The sequence below is a fragment of the Anaerovibrio lipolyticus genome (assembly GCF_021531495.1).
Taxonomy (GTDB): domain Bacteria; phylum Bacillota; class Negativicutes; order Selenomonadales; family Selenomonadaceae; genus Anaerovibrio.
Genome location: NZ_JADYTY010000026.1, coordinates 11,646 through 30,211 on the forward strand (window position 1 = coordinate 11,646; position 18,566 = coordinate 30,211).

At 46.7% G+C, this 18,566-nt stretch carries 13 protein-coding genes; all 13 read left to right on the forward strand.

From position 1 onward, the window contains the following. The first annotated feature begins 230 nt into the window (after positions 1 to 230). Positions 231 to 1,922 carry an ABC transporter ATP-binding protein/permease gene (locus I6E26_RS08750; RefSeq protein ID WP_235321514.1) on the forward strand — a complete coding sequence of 564 codons (1,692 nt, stop codon included), beginning with the start codon at positions 231 to 233 and terminating at the stop codon, positions 1,920 to 1,922. Positions 1,923 to 1,933: 11 nt separating this feature from the next. Further along, a complete protein-coding gene (locus I6E26_RS08755; RefSeq protein WP_235321504.1) occupies positions 1,934 to 2,221 on the forward strand; it encodes a hypothetical protein in 288 nt (95 codons plus the stop codon). Positions 2,222 to 2,468: 247 nt separating this feature from the next. Next, positions 2,469 to 3,626: a glucose-1-phosphate adenylyltransferase gene (locus tag I6E26_RS08760; protein WP_235321505.1), complete on the forward strand. Its 1,158-nt coding sequence runs from the start codon at positions 2,469 to 2,471 to the stop codon at positions 3,624 to 3,626. A gap of 49 nt (positions 3,627 to 3,675) precedes the next feature. Further along, the gene (glgD, locus tag I6E26_RS08765; RefSeq protein ID WP_235321506.1) at positions 3,676 to 4,782 is read left to right on the forward strand and encodes a glucose-1-phosphate adenylyltransferase subunit GlgD; all 1,107 of its coding nucleotides are present in this window, start codon (positions 3,676 to 3,678) and stop codon (positions 4,780 to 4,782) included. Positions 4,783 to 5,080: 298 nt separating this feature from the next. Next, entirely contained in the window at positions 5,081 to 7,525 is a 2,445-nt protein-coding gene (locus I6E26_RS08770) for a glycogen/starch/alpha-glucan phosphorylase (RefSeq protein ID WP_235321507.1), read from the forward strand. 30 nt (positions 7,526 to 7,555) lie between these two features. Beyond that, entirely contained in the window at positions 7,556 to 9,790 is a 2,235-nt protein-coding gene (gene glgB / locus I6E26_RS08775; protein WP_235321508.1) for a 1,4-alpha-glucan branching protein GlgB, read from the forward strand. A gap of 66 nt (positions 9,791 to 9,856) precedes the next feature. Continuing rightward, positions 9,857 to 11,305, forward strand: coding sequence for a glycogen synthase GlgA (gene glgA / locus I6E26_RS08780; RefSeq protein ID WP_235321515.1), 1,449 nt, complete (start codon positions 9,857 to 9,859; stop codon positions 11,303 to 11,305). Positions 11,306 to 11,516: 211 nt separating this feature from the next. Beyond that, positions 11,517 to 12,203 carry a precorrin-2 dehydrogenase/sirohydrochlorin ferrochelatase family protein gene (locus I6E26_RS08785; protein WP_235321509.1) on the forward strand — a complete coding sequence of 229 codons (687 nt, stop codon included), beginning with the start codon at positions 11,517 to 11,519 and terminating at the stop codon, positions 12,201 to 12,203. Continuing rightward, positions 12,127 to 13,461: a glutamyl-tRNA reductase gene (hemA, locus tag I6E26_RS08790; RefSeq protein WP_235321510.1), complete on the forward strand. Its 1,335-nt coding sequence runs from the start codon at positions 12,127 to 12,129 to the stop codon at positions 13,459 to 13,461. Before I6E26_RS08785 ends, hemA begins: the two co-directional genes overlap by 77 nt. After that, positions 13,454 to 14,395, forward strand: a complete 942-nt coding sequence (hemC, locus tag I6E26_RS08795; protein ID WP_235321511.1) for a hydroxymethylbilane synthase — start codon at positions 13,454 to 13,456, stop codon at positions 14,393 to 14,395. Before hemA ends, hemC begins: the two co-directional genes overlap by 8 nt. A 23-nt stretch (positions 14,396 to 14,418) precedes the next feature. Beyond that, complete coding sequence (cobA, locus tag I6E26_RS08800) at positions 14,419 to 15,936, forward strand: uroporphyrinogen-III C-methyltransferase (protein ID WP_235321516.1); 1,518 nt, start codon at positions 14,419 to 14,421, stop codon at positions 15,934 to 15,936. Positions 15,937 to 15,938: 2 nt separating this feature from the next. Then, complete coding sequence (hemB, locus tag I6E26_RS08805) at positions 15,939 to 16,922, forward strand: porphobilinogen synthase (RefSeq protein WP_235321512.1); 984 nt, start codon at positions 15,939 to 15,941, stop codon at positions 16,920 to 16,922. Between the two features lie 51 nt (positions 16,923 to 16,973). Further along, the gene (hemL, locus tag I6E26_RS08810) at positions 16,974 to 18,299 is read left to right on the forward strand and encodes a glutamate-1-semialdehyde 2,1-aminomutase (protein ID WP_235321513.1); all 1,326 of its coding nucleotides are present in this window, start codon (positions 16,974 to 16,976) and stop codon (positions 18,297 to 18,299) included. Positions 18,300 to 18,566: the final 267 nt, after the last annotated feature.

Here is an 18,566-nt window from a genome sequence, read left to right on the forward strand (position 1 = left end):
ATGCTCCTTTTTTTCAGAAAAAATACTTTAATGTGTTGTAGTATATTCTATCATTTATTGGGCTATAAGACTATAGATATTTTGCTATCTTGCAGATGGTAAATTTTGCAATGTTTATCAAGTGTGCCGTAAAGCTCATGATTTTAGGCATGGGGATATAAGGCACGTTCATCAGAGAGGCTTTGCGATGGGAGGCTGGAAGTATTTTGAAGGATAAAAAATTGTATCAAATGGCTTGGCGCCTGATGAGTTCCTATTGGCATTCTCAGGAAAAATGGAAGGCTAGAGGCTTGCTGGCAGGGGTTATTGCCCTTACCTTGGGGCAGGTATATATGCTGGTGCTGTTGAATGGCTGGAATAATGATTTTTATAATGCCCTACAGCAGCGGGCCTTTGAGTCCTTTTGGCCCTTAATTGGTCAATTTGCAGGTTTTGCTTTTTTGCACATTATTTTTGCTGTCTATGCTGTTTATGTAAGACAGATTTTGGAAATCAAATGGCGTAAGTGGATGACAGACAAATATCTGGACAGATGGCTGGGGCATCAAACCTATTATCGTTTGCAGGTAGCTGGTCAGGACGATATGGATAATCCAGATCAGCGTATAGCCGATGATGTTAATTCTTTTGTGAATTTAACCCTGGGTTTGTTTGTGGGAGTTCTAAAACAGGCAACCTCCTTGGTAGCCTTTGTAGTTATTCTGTGGAATCTATCAGGTTCTCTGGATATCCCTCTGGGAGATACTGTGCTTTCTGTGCCAGGGTATATGGTTTTTGTTACCTTGATTTATTCTGTTGTAGGTACCTGGCTGGCTCATAAGGTGGGCCGGAAACTGATTCGTTTGAATTATGATCAGCAGAGATTTGAGGCGGATTTTCGTTTCAGCATGGTTCGGGTTAGGGAAAATAGTGAGAGTGTGGCCTTTTATGGGGGCGAAAAGCCTGAACTGCAAAATTTTCGAGAGCGATTTGCCTTGGTTATTGGCAATTTCTGGGGGCTGATGAAGCGTACCAAGCTGTTGAATTTTTATGTGAATGGCTATGCTCAGATTGCCATTATTGTCCCGGTGCTTATGTGTGCTCCTCAGTATTTTAATGGCACTATGCAGCTAGGTGGCTTTATGCAGACCATTAGCGCCTTTGGCCGGGTCCAGGATGCCCTAAGCTATTTTGTGGAAAGCTACGATAGCATTGCTCAGTATGTAGCCGTTATTCGCCGTTTGGGAGGCTTTGCCGGTCATATGGAGGAGGCAGAGGCTTTGGCCCCATCCTTTGACTTTACCAAAAATACTAGCAATGCCCTGCAGCTTTGGCAGATGGATATAGCTCTGCCAGATGGTCGGCAGTTGGCAGAAAAGCTATCCATTGCTGTGCCGGCAGGGAAGAGACTGTTGATTAGCGGCGGTTCTGGAGCAGGCAAAAGTACCCTGCTTAGAGCTATAGCAGGCATCTGGCCCTATGGCACAGGGGAAATATCCTTGCCTACAGGGTGGCGTACCATGTTCCTGCCTCAAAGGCCTTATTTGCCGCTAGGCAGTCTTCGGCGGGCTATTTATTATCCTCAGCCTGTGCCGGAAAATACTGATGATAATTTGACTGGTTTGTTGGAGCGATTTGGGTTGCAGAACCTGGCAGGCCAGCTGGATGCAGTAGATGATTGGAGCCGGATTTTGTCCCTGGGTGAGCAACAGAGGCTGGCATTTATTCGCATTTTGCTCCTGCGACCGGATATTGTCTTTTTGGATGAATCCACATCGGCCCTAGATGAACCAAGAGAAGCACAGGCCTATGAGATTCTTCACCAGCTGCTGCCACAGATGGCTGTAGTCAGTGTGGGACATCGCTCCAGCCTGTTGAATTGCCATGATAAGCAGCTGGTTCTGGCCGGGGATGGCTATTGGAAGCTGCAGGACATTAAATAAGGAGGCAGATTGTGAGTACATTTAGAGGTGGAAAGCCCTGGGAGGAAAAGAAGGGAAAGAAGCTGCAGCTCTTTACTGCCGGTGAGAAGGCTTCCCTGGTTTTGTGCTTGGCCATGCTGATTTTTGCCCTGCAATCTGAGGATGTGCCCCTGTGCTTTTTGATTTTTGCTTTCTTTTGTTATGAGCTGCAGAATGTTCTGGCCAAAATAGCTGGTCAAAGATTTCGTTTTCTGGTTTCCTTGCTGTGGGGATTGTGTATATCCTTGTTTATTGGTTCCATTTTTATGGCCTTTTTCTAACATCTGTCAAAGAATAATTCTCACATAATTTCAATAAAGAGAAAATATTATAAAAATCCTGTTTTTTTTAGGTAAAAAGCAGGATTTTTGCTTTTTGTATGGAAATATAAATAGTAAATAATCAGCAGTTATTTTTGCAATCCTGCCTTGGTTATAGAGAACATTAGATGTGTTGCATAATCGGGCTGCTGCGATGGACAGCATGGCAGGAAAAAGGTTATTGAAAAGGATACAGGGGTGATGTTTTATGAGTAAAACAAAGTGTTTGGCAATGATTCTTGCAGGTGGCCAGGGAAGTCGTCTGGGTGCCTTGACCAAGAATATTGCAAAACCAGCCGTACCTTTTGGCGGCAAATACAGAATTATTGATTTTCCGTTGTCCAACTGTGCCAACTCTGGCATTGACAAGGTAGGTGTATTAACACAGTACCGTCCATTGGAGCTGCATACCTATTTGGGGACAGGTAATGCCTGGGATTTGGATAAATCCACCGGCGGTGTGTTTATTCTGCCACCATATGCCAGGGACAAGGGTGCAGATTGGTACAAGGGCACAGCAGATGCTATTTATCAGAATCTGAATTTCATTGACATGATGGATCCAGAGTATGTATTGATTCTGTCAGGTGACCACATATATACTATGGATTATTCCAAGATGCTGGATGTACATCGTGCCAACAAGGCAGATGCTACCATTGGTGTATTTGAAGTACCTTGGGATGAGGCACCACGCTTTGGTATTATGAATACTGATGCTGTGGATGGCCGGATTATTGAATTTGAGGAAAAGCCGGCCAAGCCAAAGAGCAATCTGGCTTCTATGGGTATCTATATTTTCAACCGTGAGCTCCTGAGCCGTTATCTGATGGCAGATGCTGCGGATGAAAATTCCAGTCATGACTTCGGCAAGAATATTATTCCTGCCATGCTGAATGACAATGCCCGTTTGTATTCCTATGCCTTTGAGGGGTATTGGAAGGATGTAGGAACTATTGAGAGTCTGTGGCAGGCCAATATGGATCTCTTAGCTGATGAGCCGCCATTCTCCTTCAATAGCCCCTGGACTATTTATTCCTCCAATCCATCTCTGCCACCACATTATATTGGCAATGAGGCACGGGTGCACAATTCCATGCTGAATGAAGGTTCCGTGATTTTTGGCGAAGTGGATCACTCTGTCCTCTTTTCGGGGGTAAAGATTGGCAAGGGTGCCAAGGTTACTAATTCCGTCATCATGCCATTTACCAAGATTGAAGAAAATGCTGTTATTGATCATGCCATTGTTGCCCAGAACTGTGTTATTTCTGCCGGTGCAGTTGTAACCGGCGAGGCGGGAGCTATTGCCGTAGTCCCAGAGGGAGAGGTAGTAGAGGCCACTGATGAAGGGGAACAGGTAAGCTGAGCTGACTATTGGTCAGACTAATGACAACAATAAGAACGGAGTGATCGTTTTGAGTAATATGATGGGTATTATAAAGCTGGATGGTGCCAACTCCATGCTGAAGGAGCTGTGTGAGCATCGTCCTGTTGCGTCTCTGCCAATTGCAGGACGTTATCGGGTTATTGATTTTGCTGTTTCCAATATGGTGAATTCCGGTATTGGCGATGTAGGCGTGCTTTTGTCTGCCAATGCCAGATCCATTTTTGACCATTTGCGTTCTGGTAAGGATTGGGATTTGGCCCGCCATCGTGGAGGTCTTTCCTATCTGCCATCAGATCCTTATGATGGCAAGCCTGCTACTGGAGATCTGCAGGGACTGTATAGCAATCTGGATTATATTCAGCACAATGCAGCTGAGTACATTCTCATTGCTCAGGCAGACTGTGTGTACAATATGGACTTCCGCTCTGTATTGCTTTTCCATCAGAATACCGGCGCGGATATAACTATGGTTTATTCCAAGGCCCAGGATGATATTTCTGGTAATGCTGCTGTCATGAAGGTAACAGAAAATGGGCGGGTAACTGATATTGCCAAGTCTCTCACTGTTACTGCCGGCATGAATGACTTCCTGGGTGTATATCTCATGTCCAAGGATACTTTCGTAAAGGTTGTGTCCAATGGCTTTGAGCGTGGCGGCACTGACTTCCTGCTGGATGGTATTATCCGTCACATGGAGGAATATAGCATCTTTGGCTATGAGCACAAGGGCTATGTATCCCGGATTAATTCCACTATGGCTTACTTCAATGCCAACAAGGATTTCCTCAATCCAGAGATTTGGAGCGAGGTATTTATGGGTGATAATTTGATTCACACCAAAACCAAGGATGCAGCACCAGTACAGTACAAGGATACCTCCAGAGTGGTAAATTGTCTGGTGGCTAATGGCTGCGAAATTCGTGGCGAGGTGGAGAACAGTATTATCTTCCGGGATGTAAAGATTGGCGAAGGAGTCAAGATTAAGGATTGCATCATCATGGAAAGATGCGTTATTGAGGACAATGCAATGCTTCGCAATGTTATCTGTGACAAAAATGTTACCGTTAGCAAGGATCAGTGGCTGAAAGGTGCGGATAATTATCCTCTAATTGTTGCCAAGAATACCACAATCTAATTATGGCAAAATAGTGTGCAGGGAGGCACAGGAAAAATTATTTTTCTGCAAAACCTGTATAAATAGGGCCGCTGCAGAAGTGTAGTAGACAAAAATACCATGCTTTTGCAGCGGTTTTTTACATCAACGGCTAAGGAAAATGGACAAATCGAAAAAATATGGTATAATACAAGCGGTGTCATTATATTTTATTCATAGTTTTTTATTACATTTTTCCACCGTTGTAGGGAATGCTATAGAGTTAGATGCACACACATCAGGACTATAGTTATTCCATTAGAGGATAGGAGTTGAATTTATGTCAGTAATTGAGCGAGACATTGATACCATGAAAGAAGAGCTGAAGCAGCGTTTTGTTACCACAGCCCAGATAAATTATGGCCGTGAGCTTTCTGACCTCAGCGAACATGAACTTTATGAGACCTTGGCACAGGTCGTAAAGCAGTATACTTCTGAAAATTGGATTAAAACTAACAAGCAGTATCAGGAAAACGATGAGAAGCAGGTTTATTATTTCTCCATCGAGTTCCTGCTGGGACGTCTTTTGAATACCAATATGATTAATTTGGATTTGAAGAATGCCCTGAAAGCAATGCTGCAGGATTTGGATTTGGATATTCATGACCTTTATGAGGAAGAGCCAGATGCAGGTCTGGGTAATGGCGGTTTGGGCCGTTTGGCAGCCTGCTTCATTGATTCCATGGCTTCTCTGGGCCTGGCTGCTCATGGCTGCGGTATCCGCTATCAGTATGGCCTTTTTGAGCAGAAGGTTGTTAATGGCCAGCAGGTTGAGATTCCAGATAACTGGCTGCGCAATGGCTTTGCCTGGGAGTTCCGTAAGCCTAACAAGGCTGTAAAGGTTCGTTTTGGCGGCAAGGCTTATATGCATATTAACGATGATGGTTCCTCCAGTGCTGTTCACGATGATTACACTGAGGTAACTGCAGTGCCTTATGATGTACCTGTTATTGGCTATAAGAACCGCACTGTAAATACCTTGCGTCTTTGGAATGCTGAGGCAAATCAGGATTTCTCCGATTATGCAAGTCTTACCAATGATGAGATTAAGGAACGTCAGGAATACCGCAACAAGGTAAATAAGATTACTGAGTTCCTGTATCCAAATGATAGCACCGATGAGGGCAAGCGCCTCCGTCTGGTTCAGGAGTACTTCTTTGTATCTGCTGGTGTACAGAGCATTGTACGTCATTTCATGCGTACCCATGATGATGTTAGCACCTTTGCAGACAAAGTATGCATCCAGATTAACGATACCCATCCAGCAGTAGCAGTAGCTGAGCTGATGCGGGTATTTATTGATGATTATGGTCTGGATTGGGATGTAGCTTGGGATATTACCAGCCACACTATAGCCTACACCAACCACACCATTTTGCCAGAGGCTTTGGAGAAGTGGGATAGAGATCTGTTCAAGAATCTGCTGCCACGTATCTACATGATTATTGACGAGATTAACCGTCGCTTCCTCTATGAGGTTCGTTCCAAGTATCCAGGGGATGAGAATCTGATTCATGAGCTGTCCATTATTCAGGATGGCCAGGTTCATATGGCTCGTCTGGCTGTAGTTGGCTCCTTTAGCGTTAACGGCGTAGCAAGACTGCACACCAATATTCTGAAGGAAAGCACTCTGAAGTATTTCTATCAGTACTATCCAGATAAGTTCAATAACAAGACTAATGGTATTACCCATCGTCGTTGGCTCATTAGTGCTAACAATGCCCTGGCTCATGTTATTGATGACAAGCTGACTCGTCAGTGGAGAGGGGACACCCGCATGATGAAGCAGCTGAATCAGTATGTAAATGATTCAGCCTTCCTGAAGAAGCTTGACAAGGTAAAGCGTGCTAGAAAGCGTGCTCTTGCTCAGTATGTATGGTCTCACAACAAGGTACGCATCAAGATTGATTCTATCTTTGATGTACAGGTAAAGCGTATTCATTCCTACAAGCGTCAGCTGATGAATATCATGCATATTATGTATCAGTATGATCGTCTGAAGAACGATCCCGAGTACAAGATGCCTGTACCAGTTGTATATTTCTTTGGCGGCAAGGCTGCTCCTGGTTATTTTGTAGCCAAGGAGACTATTCGCCTGATTCTGGCTGTAGCTAACAAGATTAATACAGATCCAAGCATTGATGGCAAGATTAAGGTTGTCTTCCTGGAGAACTTCGGGGTATCTCTGGGTGAAAAGGTATATCCTGCAGCCGATGTCAGCGAGCAGATTTCCACAGCTTCCAAGGAGGCTTCCGGTACTGGTAACATGAAGTTCATGATGAACGGTGCTATTACCTTGGGAACTATGGACGGTGCTAATGTAGAGATTCATGAGCAGGTAGGGGATGAAAACTGCGTAATCTTCGGTATGCGTTCCGAGGAGGTTATTGATCTTTACGATCATGGCGGCTACAGTGCATGGGATGAGTACAACACCAATGCCAATGTGCGTCTGGTTATGAATCAGATGACTGATGGCACCTATGGCAACTTCCAGAGCCTCTTTGATTATCTGGTAAACAGCAATGATGAATTCTTTATCATGAAGGACTTCAATGCTTATATTGAAGCTCATGAGGAAATCGTTCGCCGTTATCAGGATCATAACGCATGGCTCCGTTCCTGCGCTATCAATATCGCAAATTCCGGTATTTTCTCCTCTGACCGTACTATCGCCCAGTATGCAGAGGATATTTGGGACATCGAACCAGTAGATATAGAGTAATTCAATCCATTTTAGAGAGGGGATGGACAAATGAATCTGTCACAACTCACAGAGTACGATACTTTCCTATTCCATCAGGGAACTAACTGCAAGGCTTATGAGATGTTGGGAGCACATATCACCGAGGAGGATGGCCAGCAAGGCGTTCGCTTCAGCGTATGGGCTCCTAATGCCAAATCTGTCAGCGTAGTTGGTGAGTTTAACAATTGGGATACCAGGGTAAATGAAATGTCCCGCATTGAGGATGGAGAGATCTGGAAGATCTTTATCCCAGGCATCAAGGAGGGAGATATTTACAAATATGCTATTATGCCACAGCATGGCGGCCCTCATATTATGAAAGCTGATCCATATGGGTATTATTGCGAGGTGCCACCAGCTACCGCTTCCCGTGTCTTTGATATGAATCATTATCAGTGGCAGGATCAGGAGTGGCAGGAGAAAAAGCAGCGGACTCAGTCCTATGGCCAGCCTATGCTGACCTATGAGGTTCACCTTGGCTCCTGGCGGCGGAATGCTGAGGGCAAGGCCCTGACCTATAGGGAATTGGCTGACCAGCTTGTTAACTATGTGAAGGATATGAATTATACCCACATAGAGTTTATGCCTCTGTGTGAGCATCCTTTCGAAGGCTCTTGGGGCTATCAGGCTACTGGCTACTATGCCGCTACCAGCCGTTTTGGTACTCCTGATGATTTGCGTTATTTGATTGACAAGGCACATCAGGCAGGTATCGGTATTATTATGGACTGGGTACCAGGTCATTTTTGTAAGGATGATCATGGTCTGAGAGATTTTGATGGCCGGAATCTGTATGAATCCGACAATCCTCAGAGAGCAGATAATGCTGGCTGGGGTACCACCAATTTTGATTATGGCCGTACCGAGGTACAGAGCTTTTTGATTTCCAATGCTATTTTCTGGATGGAACAGTATCATATTGATGGCCTCCGCATTGATGCTGTGGCCAATATGCTGTATCTGGATTATGGCAGAAAGAATGGCGAGTGGCAGCCTAATAAGCATGGCGGCAACGGCAATCTGGAGGCTATAGATTTCCTCCACAAGCTGAATGAAACCGTGTTTAGAGAGTATCCACAGGCTTTGATGATTGCTGAGGAGTCCACCTCCTGGCCAAATATTTCCAAGCCTGTTTATATGGGTGGCATGGGCTTTAACTACAAGTGGAATATGGGCTGGATGAATGATATCCTGAGATATTGTAGTCTGGATCCAATCTACCGCAAGTGGCATCATGACAAGATTACCTTCTCCATGATGTATGCCTTTAGTGAGAATTTTGTGCTGCCTCTTTCCCATGATGAGGTAGTTCATGGCAAGTGCTCCCTGATTAACAAAATGCCAGGTGATTATTGGCAGAAATTTGCGGGCCTCCGTGGCTTCTTTGGTTATTGGATGGCTCATCCAGGCAAGAAGCTGTTGTTCCAGGGCGGTGAATTTGGTCAGTTTATTGAGTGGAAGTGGAATGACAGCCTTGATTGGCATCTCCCTGAAAAGTATGAGATGCACACCAAGATGCTGGCCTATTCCAAGGCTCTGAATAAGTTCTATGTAGACCACAAGGAATTCTGGCAGGTTGACTTTGACTGGGGCGGCTTTGAGTGGATTGATTGCGATAATGCCGAGGACAGCGTGATTTCCTTTATTCGTCGGGCTGATAATGGTGATTTCGTCATTGCCATCTCCAACTTTACGCCGGCAGTTCGTCATGGTGCCCGCTTTGGTGTACCAGAGGCTGGTATCTATGAGGAAGTATTTAACAGTGATGCTGCTGAATTTGGCGGCTCCAATGTTATTAACGAAAATGATATTCCATCACAGGATGTGCCTTGGAATAACAAATCCTATTCTATTCAGATAACAGTACCTCCATTGGCAACTGTATATATTCAGTTGAAAAAGGAGCGTCCCCTAAAAGGCAAGACTGTATCTGAAAAGCAGGAAATTGTAGAGGCAGAGGTTGTGGAGCCAAAGGCTGAGGAGAAGAAAAAATCAACTCGGACTAAAAAGACCACAGCTAAAAAGACTGCTGAGGAGAAGAAGCCAGCAGAGAAAAAGGCAGTAGCGAAAAAGCCAGCTGCTAAGAAAACTGCCACCAAAACTACAGCAAAAACAACTGCCAAAAAGACAACTGCCAAGGCAAAGACTGCCAAGACAGCTGCCAAAGCTGTGCCAGAGGCAACTGAGGGAGAGACCAAGCCAAAGCGTCGTGGTCGTCCGCCTAAGAAAAAGCCAGAGGCATAAGCATAGTAGCGTTTTACTAAAAGGGGTTATAGGTATGGTGCAAGGGCACTAGAAAGAAGGTTTATGATGAAGGTATTATATGTAGCTTCAGAGGCTGTTCCATTTATCAAGACAGGAGGATTGGCAGATGTTGCTGGTTCCCTGCCGAAAGAGCTGGCAAAGATGGGGGTTGATGCCAGAGTAATCCTGCCAAAGTATAGCAAGATTGCTGAGGAATATAAAGCCAAAATGACACATGTAGGACATATTTTTGTACCTGTTTCTTGGCGTCACAAATATGCTGGCGTAGATATGCTGAAGCAGGATGGAGTTACCTACTATTTTGTAGATAACGAGGATTATTTCAAGCGGGATGGCCTCTATGGCTATGGCGACGACGCGGAAAGATTTTCCTTCTTCTCCCGTGCAGTACTAAACCTTCTGCCTTTGCTGGATTTCTTCCCAGATGTAATCAATTCCAATGACTGGCATGCTGCTCTGGTTAATGTTCTACTGAAGCTGGAGCATCAGGGGGATGAAAGATATGAGAATATCAAGACAGTATTCTCCATTCATAACCTGAAATATCAGGGTGTCTTTGACAAGAATGTTATGGATGATGTACTGGGCCTGGATTGGAAGTATTTCAACAATGGTGATTTGGAGTTTAACGATTCTGTTAACTTCATGAAGGGCGGCATTGTCTATGCTGATGTGGTTGCCACAGTTAGTCGTACCTACGCCCAGGAAATTCAGTATCCATATTTTGGTGAGCAGCTGGATGGCCTGCTGAGAACCCGGGGAGACAAAATAGCTGGTATCGTTAATGGTATTGACTATGATGTTTACAACCCAGATACTGACAAGAATCTCTTTGTCAACTACGGGCCTAATACCTTGGCCATGAAGAATGAGAACAAGGTTAAGCTGCAGGAACAGCTGGGACTGCCAGTGGATAGAAATATTCCTATGATCGGCTTGGTTTCCCGTCTGGTAGCAGCCAAGGGCTTGGATTTGATTGTCCGGGTTATGGATGAGCTGTTACAGGCTGAGGAGTGCCAGTTTGTACTGCTGGGCACTGGTGACAAGCAGTATGAGGATTGGTTCCGTGGCTTGCAGTGGCGTTTGCCTCAGAAGGTTTCTGCTAACATTCGCTTCTCCAATGAGCTGGCCCAGAGAATCTACGCAGGTGCAGACATGTTCCTGATGCCATCTGTATATGAGCCTTGCGGCTTGGGACAGCTGATTGCCCTTCGCTATGGCACTGTGCCTATTGTCCGGGCTACTGGCGGCTTGAAGGATACTGTAACCTCCTTTAATAAGTACACTGGTCAGGGCAATGGCTATAGCTTCAACAATATCAACGCCCATGATATGCTCTTTACCATGAAGACTGCTTTGGCAGATTTCAGAGATCCTAATATCTGGCAGCAGGTGGTGAAGAATGCTATTGCTAGTGACTTTAGCTGGCATAAATCTGCTCAGGAATACATGAATTTGTATAATAGCCTGATTCCAGAGAAGCCTGCTGAATAAGCTTAATATGGAATGAATTGAAAAGGGGCTGTTGTCTGATGATTTTTATCAGGCGACAGCCTTTTTGTATATCTTTTTTGCATAAAGTTTTTTTAAATGGTGGCTTTTTTTTTGCCCTGTTTTGTACTATAATTAAAAGCTGAATAAAATTCATTTTTGGACTGATAAGGATAAAATTTTCTCCTTGAAATGGCTGGAGACGGAGGCTGATATGTATCCTATAAATATATGTATGAAAGGCTGTCAAGTGGCTATCTTTGGGGGAGGAGCTGTGGCTCTCAGGAAGCTTGGTCGGCTGTTGGAGGAGGGGGCCAAGGTGGTTCTGGTGGCTCCTGAGCTGGTGCCGGAGCTGCAGGAGTTGATGGAGAGCCTGCCAGAGGAGAGGCTGGTGTGGCATCAGATGACTCATAGGGACTTTGACTGGGAAGCCAGTGACTTCCGTCTGGTATTTGCGGCTACAGATAGCCGAGAGGTGAATCATGAGATTGGCCAGATGGCTCATGGCCATGGGGCCCTGGTAAATGATATTACGGCTCCAGAGGAATGTGATTTTCAGGTGCCAGCTCGTATATGTCGGGGGCAATTGGAGCTAACAGCCTCTACAGGTGGTGCTAGTCCGGCTTTTGCCAGACTGCTGCGGCAGGATTTGGAAAACCGCTACCATGAGGGCTTTGGTCAGTTTCTGGATTGGCTAGGGGAGATGCGGCGGGAGCTGTGGCGCAGGGAGCCGGACACGGTAAAGCGGCAGGGGCTATGGCGTCAGGCTATGACACCGGAGATTTTTAACTATATTCTTGATGAGAGATTGGAACAGGCAAAGAATGAAATCAGAAGAAAGATTGGTTGTGCTGGGGCTGAATCATCGGACAGCTCCTGTGGAGATTCGCGAAAAATTTAGTATAGATAAAGATAAACTGCAGATGGTATTGGCCAATACGGATCAGATTGCTGGCCTTAAGGAAGCAGTGGTGCTGTCTACCTGTAACCGCAGCGAGATATATGCTGTGGTGGAGCTGGAGGAAGATATTGCTCCTGTGGTGGCTCTGTGGCAGGAGCTGGTAGATATTCCTATGGATAGGGAGTTCCGTCAGCAGTATACCTATGAGTTCTGGGGAAAGCAGTGTATTGAGCACCTTCTGCTGGTGGCTGCCAGTCTGGACTCTCTGGTTATTGGGGAGGGGCAGATATTGAGCCAGGTGAAGCATGCCTATGCAGCCGCCCTGGAGAATGGTTCTACTGATACCATGCTGAACCTTTTGTTCCATCGGGCTATTGCTACAGGCAAAAGGGTGCGGACAGAAACCAGAATTGCCTATAGTGCTGTATCTGTCAGCTATGCGGCCGTGGAGCTGGCCAAGAATATTCTGGGGGCCTTGGATGGCTGCCGGGTACTGTTATTTGGTGCAGGCAAAATGGCTGAGCTGACAGCTACCCATTTGCTAAGCCAGGGGGCTCCAAAGCTTTTTGTGGCCAACCATCATATTGAGCGGGCCTTATCTCTGGCAGAGAGATTTCAGGGACAGGCGGTGCCTTGGACAGAGGTATATGAAATGATGGGGGATATGGATATTATTATTACCTCCACTGGTGCCCCTCATTATGTTATTCGGCCTAGAGAAATGGCCAAGGCTATGGCTGGCCGTAGACAACAAAAGGATATTAATGGAGTCAAGACAAGGCCTTTGATTCTGATAGATATAGCAGTGCCTCGGGATGTGGATCCAGAGGTGGGACAACTGGCAGGGGTTGACCTGTTCAATATTGATGATTTGGAATCCGTGGTGGATGAGAATCTGCAGCAGAGGCAGCAGGAGGCTGTGGCGGCTCGTGAGATTGTAGAGGAGGAGGTTCATAACCTGCTGGATAGATACCAGTATCTGGGGATGCAGCCAGTTATGAGCAGACTTAGGGACAAGGCGGAGCTGATTCGCCGGACAGAGCTAAAGCGGGCTATGCGGAAGCTTCATGATCTGCCTGAGGAAGATGTACGGATTGTAGAGAATATGACCAAGATGCTGGTGCGGAAGCTGCTGCGGGAACCTATGAGCAGCCTTCACGATGCCATTGGCACACAGCAGGAGCAGGAGTTAAAGGGTGCTATGGAAAGCCTGTTTCAGCTGGAAAGTATGGGAAATGAGGTGGATGCAGATGCATAAGCAAAAGCTGGTGGTAGGTACTAGAAGCAGTCAGCTGGCTTTGTGGCAGGCGGATTTTGTGATTGGGGAGCTGGCGAAAAAATACCCTGAGCTGGTGGTGGAAAAAAGATTAATGACCACCAAGGGAGATAAGATTCTCAATGCTCCTTTAGCCAAGATTGGTGGCAAGGGCCTTTTTACCAAGGAGCTGGAAACAGCTATGCTGGAGGGTGAGATTGATATTGCGGTGCACAGCCTGAAGGATATGCCGGTAGTGGTACCGGAGGGACTGGTGATTACAGCTATTACCCAGAGAGCAGATCCTGGGGATGCCTTTGTCAGCCCTAAGTATGAAAGCTTTCAGCAGTTGCCGGCAGGGGCCAAGGTGGGCACCTCCAGCCTGCGGCGGAAGGCACAGCTTCTCCATGCCAGACCAGATTTGCAGATTGAGGATTTGCGAGGTAATGTAAATACCCGCCTGCGGAAAATGGAAGAGGAAAATTTTGACGGCATTATTTTGGCCTGTGCTGGACTGAAAAGACTGGGCTTTGGGGACAAAATCCGTCAGGTACTGCCTCGCACCATGTGTCTCCCGGCTGTTGGCCAGGGGGCTTTGGCCATTGAATGCCGTAAGGCTGATAAGGAAACCAGGGAGCTGCTAGAGTTCCTGAATGATAGATGTACCAGATTGTGTACAGAGGCTGAGCGGGGATTCCTGGCTACTGTTGAAGGTGGTTGTCAGGTGCCTGTGGGAGTCCATGCTGTATCAGCAGAGGCTGGTATCCGGGTGGAGGCTGTGATAGCCTCTCTGGATGGCAGTACCCTGTTGCGGGATGCTCTGGAGGCTGAAGTCAAGGATGCTCAGGAGGCTAGAGCAGTTGGTGTTAATCTGGCAGAAAAACTGTTGGCTAGAGGCGGCAGAGAGATTCTGCGGTCTATCGGGATAGAAGTATAAATTATAGGAGGATGGATTTGACTATGAATGGTAAGGTATATCTGATAGGGGCTGGCCCAGGGGACTATAAGCTGTTGACCTTGAAGGCCTGTGGCTGTCTTGGTAATGCTGATGTGGTGGTATATGACCGTCTGGCTGATGACAGAATATTGGGCTATGCACCAGAGGGGGCGGAGCTTATCTATGTAGGCAAGGCTTCCAGCCAGCATACTATGCCCCAGGAAAAAATCAATCAGCTTTTGGTGGATTTGGCCAAGGAGGGCAAGACTGTGGTTCGTCTCAAAGGTGGGGATCCCTTTGTTTTCGGCCGTGGCGGGGAGGAAGCTTTACTGTTAAAGGAAAATAATATTTCCTTTGAGATTGTGCCGGGTATCACCTCTGCCATTGCAGTGCCTGCTTATGCCGGGATTCCTGTTACCCACAGAGGGGTGGCGGCTTCCTTTGCGGTGGTAACTGGTCATGAAGATCCTACCAAGGCGGATTCAGATATTAATTGGCCTCAGCTGGCAACAGCTACGGATACTTTGGTGTTCCTGATGGGTGTGGCTAATTTGCCTAAGATTACCGCCAAGCTAATGGAAAACGGCCGCAGCGGAGATACTCCGGTGGCTATTATCCGTTGGGGCACCAAGGCTCAGCAGCAGGTATGGACCTCTACTGTGGCTGAGGCAGCAGAGATGGCCCAAAGGGAGAATATTAAGCCACCATGTATCTTCCTGGTAGGCAATGTGGTGAACCTCCGTGAACAGCTGGCTTGGTTTGATGGGGCCGAGAAGCCTTTGCAGGGAAAGAGGATTCTGGTAACTCGTGCCAGAGCACAGGCTTCTCAGCTGACGACAGGCTTGGAGGAGCTGGGGGCAGAATGTTTTGAGGCTCCTGCTATCAAGATTGCACCTCCTGATGACAAGGGCAAGGCTCTGGATGAGGCTATTGGTCATTTGGCTGATTATGACTGGGCGATCTTTACCTCTGTTAATGGAGTGGAGTATTTCTTCCGCAGTTTACAGCAGGCTGGGCTGGATACCCGTAGTCTGGGAGGGATTTCCATCTGCGCTATTGGCAGCAGTACGGCAGAGGCACTGCAGAGCTATGGTATTATGGCTGATGTGGTGCCAACAGACTTCACAGCTGAGGGGGTTCTAGCCGCTCTCTATGGCAAGTTGAAGTCTGGAGATAAGGTGCTTCTGCCAAGGGCGGCTGTGGCTCGCAATGTACTGCCAGAGGAGCTGTCTCAGCAGGGGATTGATGTAACAGTGGTGCCTGCCTACAAGACAGAGGCAGGGGATGCTGACAAGTATCTAGTAACCAAGCTGCTGTCTGATGGTGAGCTGGATATGGTGACCTTTACCAGCTCCTCTACGGTAAAGAATATTGTGAAACTGCTGGGAGATCAGGCTGTTGATTTGCTAAAGAATGCTAAGATTGCTGCCATTGGGCCTATTACTGCGGAAACCTGCCGTCAGCAGGGCTTGCAGGTGGATGTTCAGGCAGAGGAATATACTATTGCTGGTTTGATAAAAGCTATAAAGGAGTCTTTTTAATCATGGAAAATTCATTTGAGCAGAAACTGCGTCCTCGCCGCATGAGAATCAATGAAAATGTGCGGGCTATGGTGCGGGAAACCAATATTTCTGTTAAGGATTTTGTTTATCCTATCTTTGTGGTACCAGGGGAAAATATCAAGGAAGAAATTCCCAGTATGCCAGGCTGCTATCATTTGTCTGTGGACAAGGCAGTGGAGCTGGCAAGAGAGATTTCTGCCCTGGGGATTCCCAGCGTAGAGGTTTTTGGCCTGCCTGAGTACAAGGATGCCATTGGTTCCAGCGCTTGGGATATGACTTCTCCTGTTCAGCGGGCTATTCAGGCTATCAAAGCCAAGGTGCCTGAGCTGGTAATTGTGGGAGATGTGTGCCTGTGCCAGTATACAGACCACGGTCATTGCGGTGAGCTGTGCGGTCATTATGTGGACAATGATGCAACCTTGAAGCATTTGCAGAAGGTGGCTGTCAGCCAGGCTGAGGCCGGGGCAGATATGATTGCTCCTTCTGATATGATGGATGGCCGGGTGGCTGCCATTCGTCAGGCCTTGGATGACAAGGGCTTTATTAACACCTCTATTATGTCCTATGCGGTAAAATACGCTTCTGGCTACTATGGTCCTTTCCGGGATGCAGCAGATTCTGCCCCACAGTTTGGGGATCGTCGGGCTTATCAGATGGATCCTGCCAATAGCCGTGAGGCTATGAAGGAAGTTGAGCTGGATCTGGCTGAGGGTGCAGATATTATTATGGTAAAGCCAGCGCTGGCTTATCTGGATGTGGTGCGCCAGGTGCGGGATTCCATTAATCGTCCTGTGGCTGTATATAATGTTAGCGGTGAATATGCTATGGTAAAGGCTGCTGCAGCTAATGGCTGGATTGATGAAAAGCGGATTGTGCTGGAGACTTTGACCAGCATGAAGCGGGCAGGAGCAGATATTATTATTACCTATCATGCTATTGATGCTGCCAAGTGGCTCAGGGGCTGATTCGCTGGTGTGGTTTCAGGTATTATAGGGAATCCGAGGAGGAAAATTTGCATGTTGAATCTTGAAAAATCTGCGGCGGCTTTTGCTGAGGCCAAAAAGCTGATGCCAGGTGGCGTTAATAGTCCGGTTCGTTCCTATAGAAGTGTGGATTGCAACCCGCCTTTTATTGCTAGAGCAGAGGGCAGTCATATCTATGATATTGACGGCAATGATTATATTGATTATGTAGGCTCCTGGGGGCCTATGGTGGTGGGCCATGCTCATCCACAGGTGGTAAAGGCTCTGCAGGAGGCTGCTGCCAGAGGTACCAGCTATGGTGCACCTACCTTGATTGAGTCCCAGCTGGCCAAGAAGGTTATGGAGGTTTATCCATCTATTGAGGTTATCCGCATGGTAAACTCTGGTACAGAGGCTACCATGAGTGCTTTGAGATTGGCCAGAGGCTATACTCATCGTAACAAAATTGTGAAGTTTATTGGCTGTTATCATGGTCATAGTGATAGCCTGCTGGTAAAGGCTGGCAGCGGTATGGCTACCTTTGGTGTGCCTGATAGCCCCGGGGTTACTCCGGGCACTGCTCAGGATACCATTACCATTCCTTATAACGATTTTGAGGCGGTAAAGGAAGTTTTTGCTGAGCAGGGACAGGAGATTGCCGCTATAATTGTAGAGCCTGTGGCTGGTAATATGGGCTTGGTACTGCCAAAGCCTGGTTATCTGGATTTGCTGCGGAAGGTTACAGAGGAAAATGGTGCTCTGTTGATTTTTGATGAGGTTATGTGTGGCTTCCGTGCTTCCCTGGGTGGGGCTCAGGCAGCCTATGCTATTAAGCCGGATTTGACCTGTCTGGGCAAGATTATTGGCGGTGGTCTGCCTGTGGCTGCCTACGGCGGTCGTCGGGAGATTATGGAGCAGGTTTCTCCTGCTGGCCCTGTATATCAGGCAGGTACTCTCTCTGGCAATCCTTTGGCTATGACTGCTGGCTTGGAGACTTTGAAGATTATTACTGCTCCACCAGAGCCAGGAGAGCCTGACTATAGCCGGGTGCTGACCATCAAGACCAAGAAGCTGGTGCTAGGTGTGGCACAGAAGGCCAAGGAAGCTGGTGTTACTCTGCAGGTACAGCAGGCTGGTTCCATGTTTGGTTTCTTCTTCAGCCCTGTGGAGGTTGTGGATTATGAAACCTCTGCGGCAGCAGATCAGGAAGCCTTCAAGGTATGGTTCAAGGCTATGCTGGAGCAGGGCATCTATATTGCCCCTAGTCAGTTTGAAACCTTGTTTATGTCTGGTGCTCATACTGATGAGGAAATTGATAGAACAATTGAGGCTGCGGGCAAGGCATTACAGCAGGTGGCTGAGTATCTGAAAAATCGCTAAATAGAAAAGGGACTGATGCTGATTCGGCATTCAGTCCCTAATTTTTGGCAAAAAAATGACCGAAGATTGCATCCCTTCGGTCCAGCACACGAAAATAACAAAAAATATAAGTGCTTTTGAGTTGAACTTAACGTTCACCGATAGTATATACAAATTTTGAAATAATGTCCAGTAAAATTTTTAATAATATTTATTAAAGGAGGAGATATTAAGTAACTGATTTTATAGACAAATATGTATATTGGTGATATAATGTGTCTATGGAGG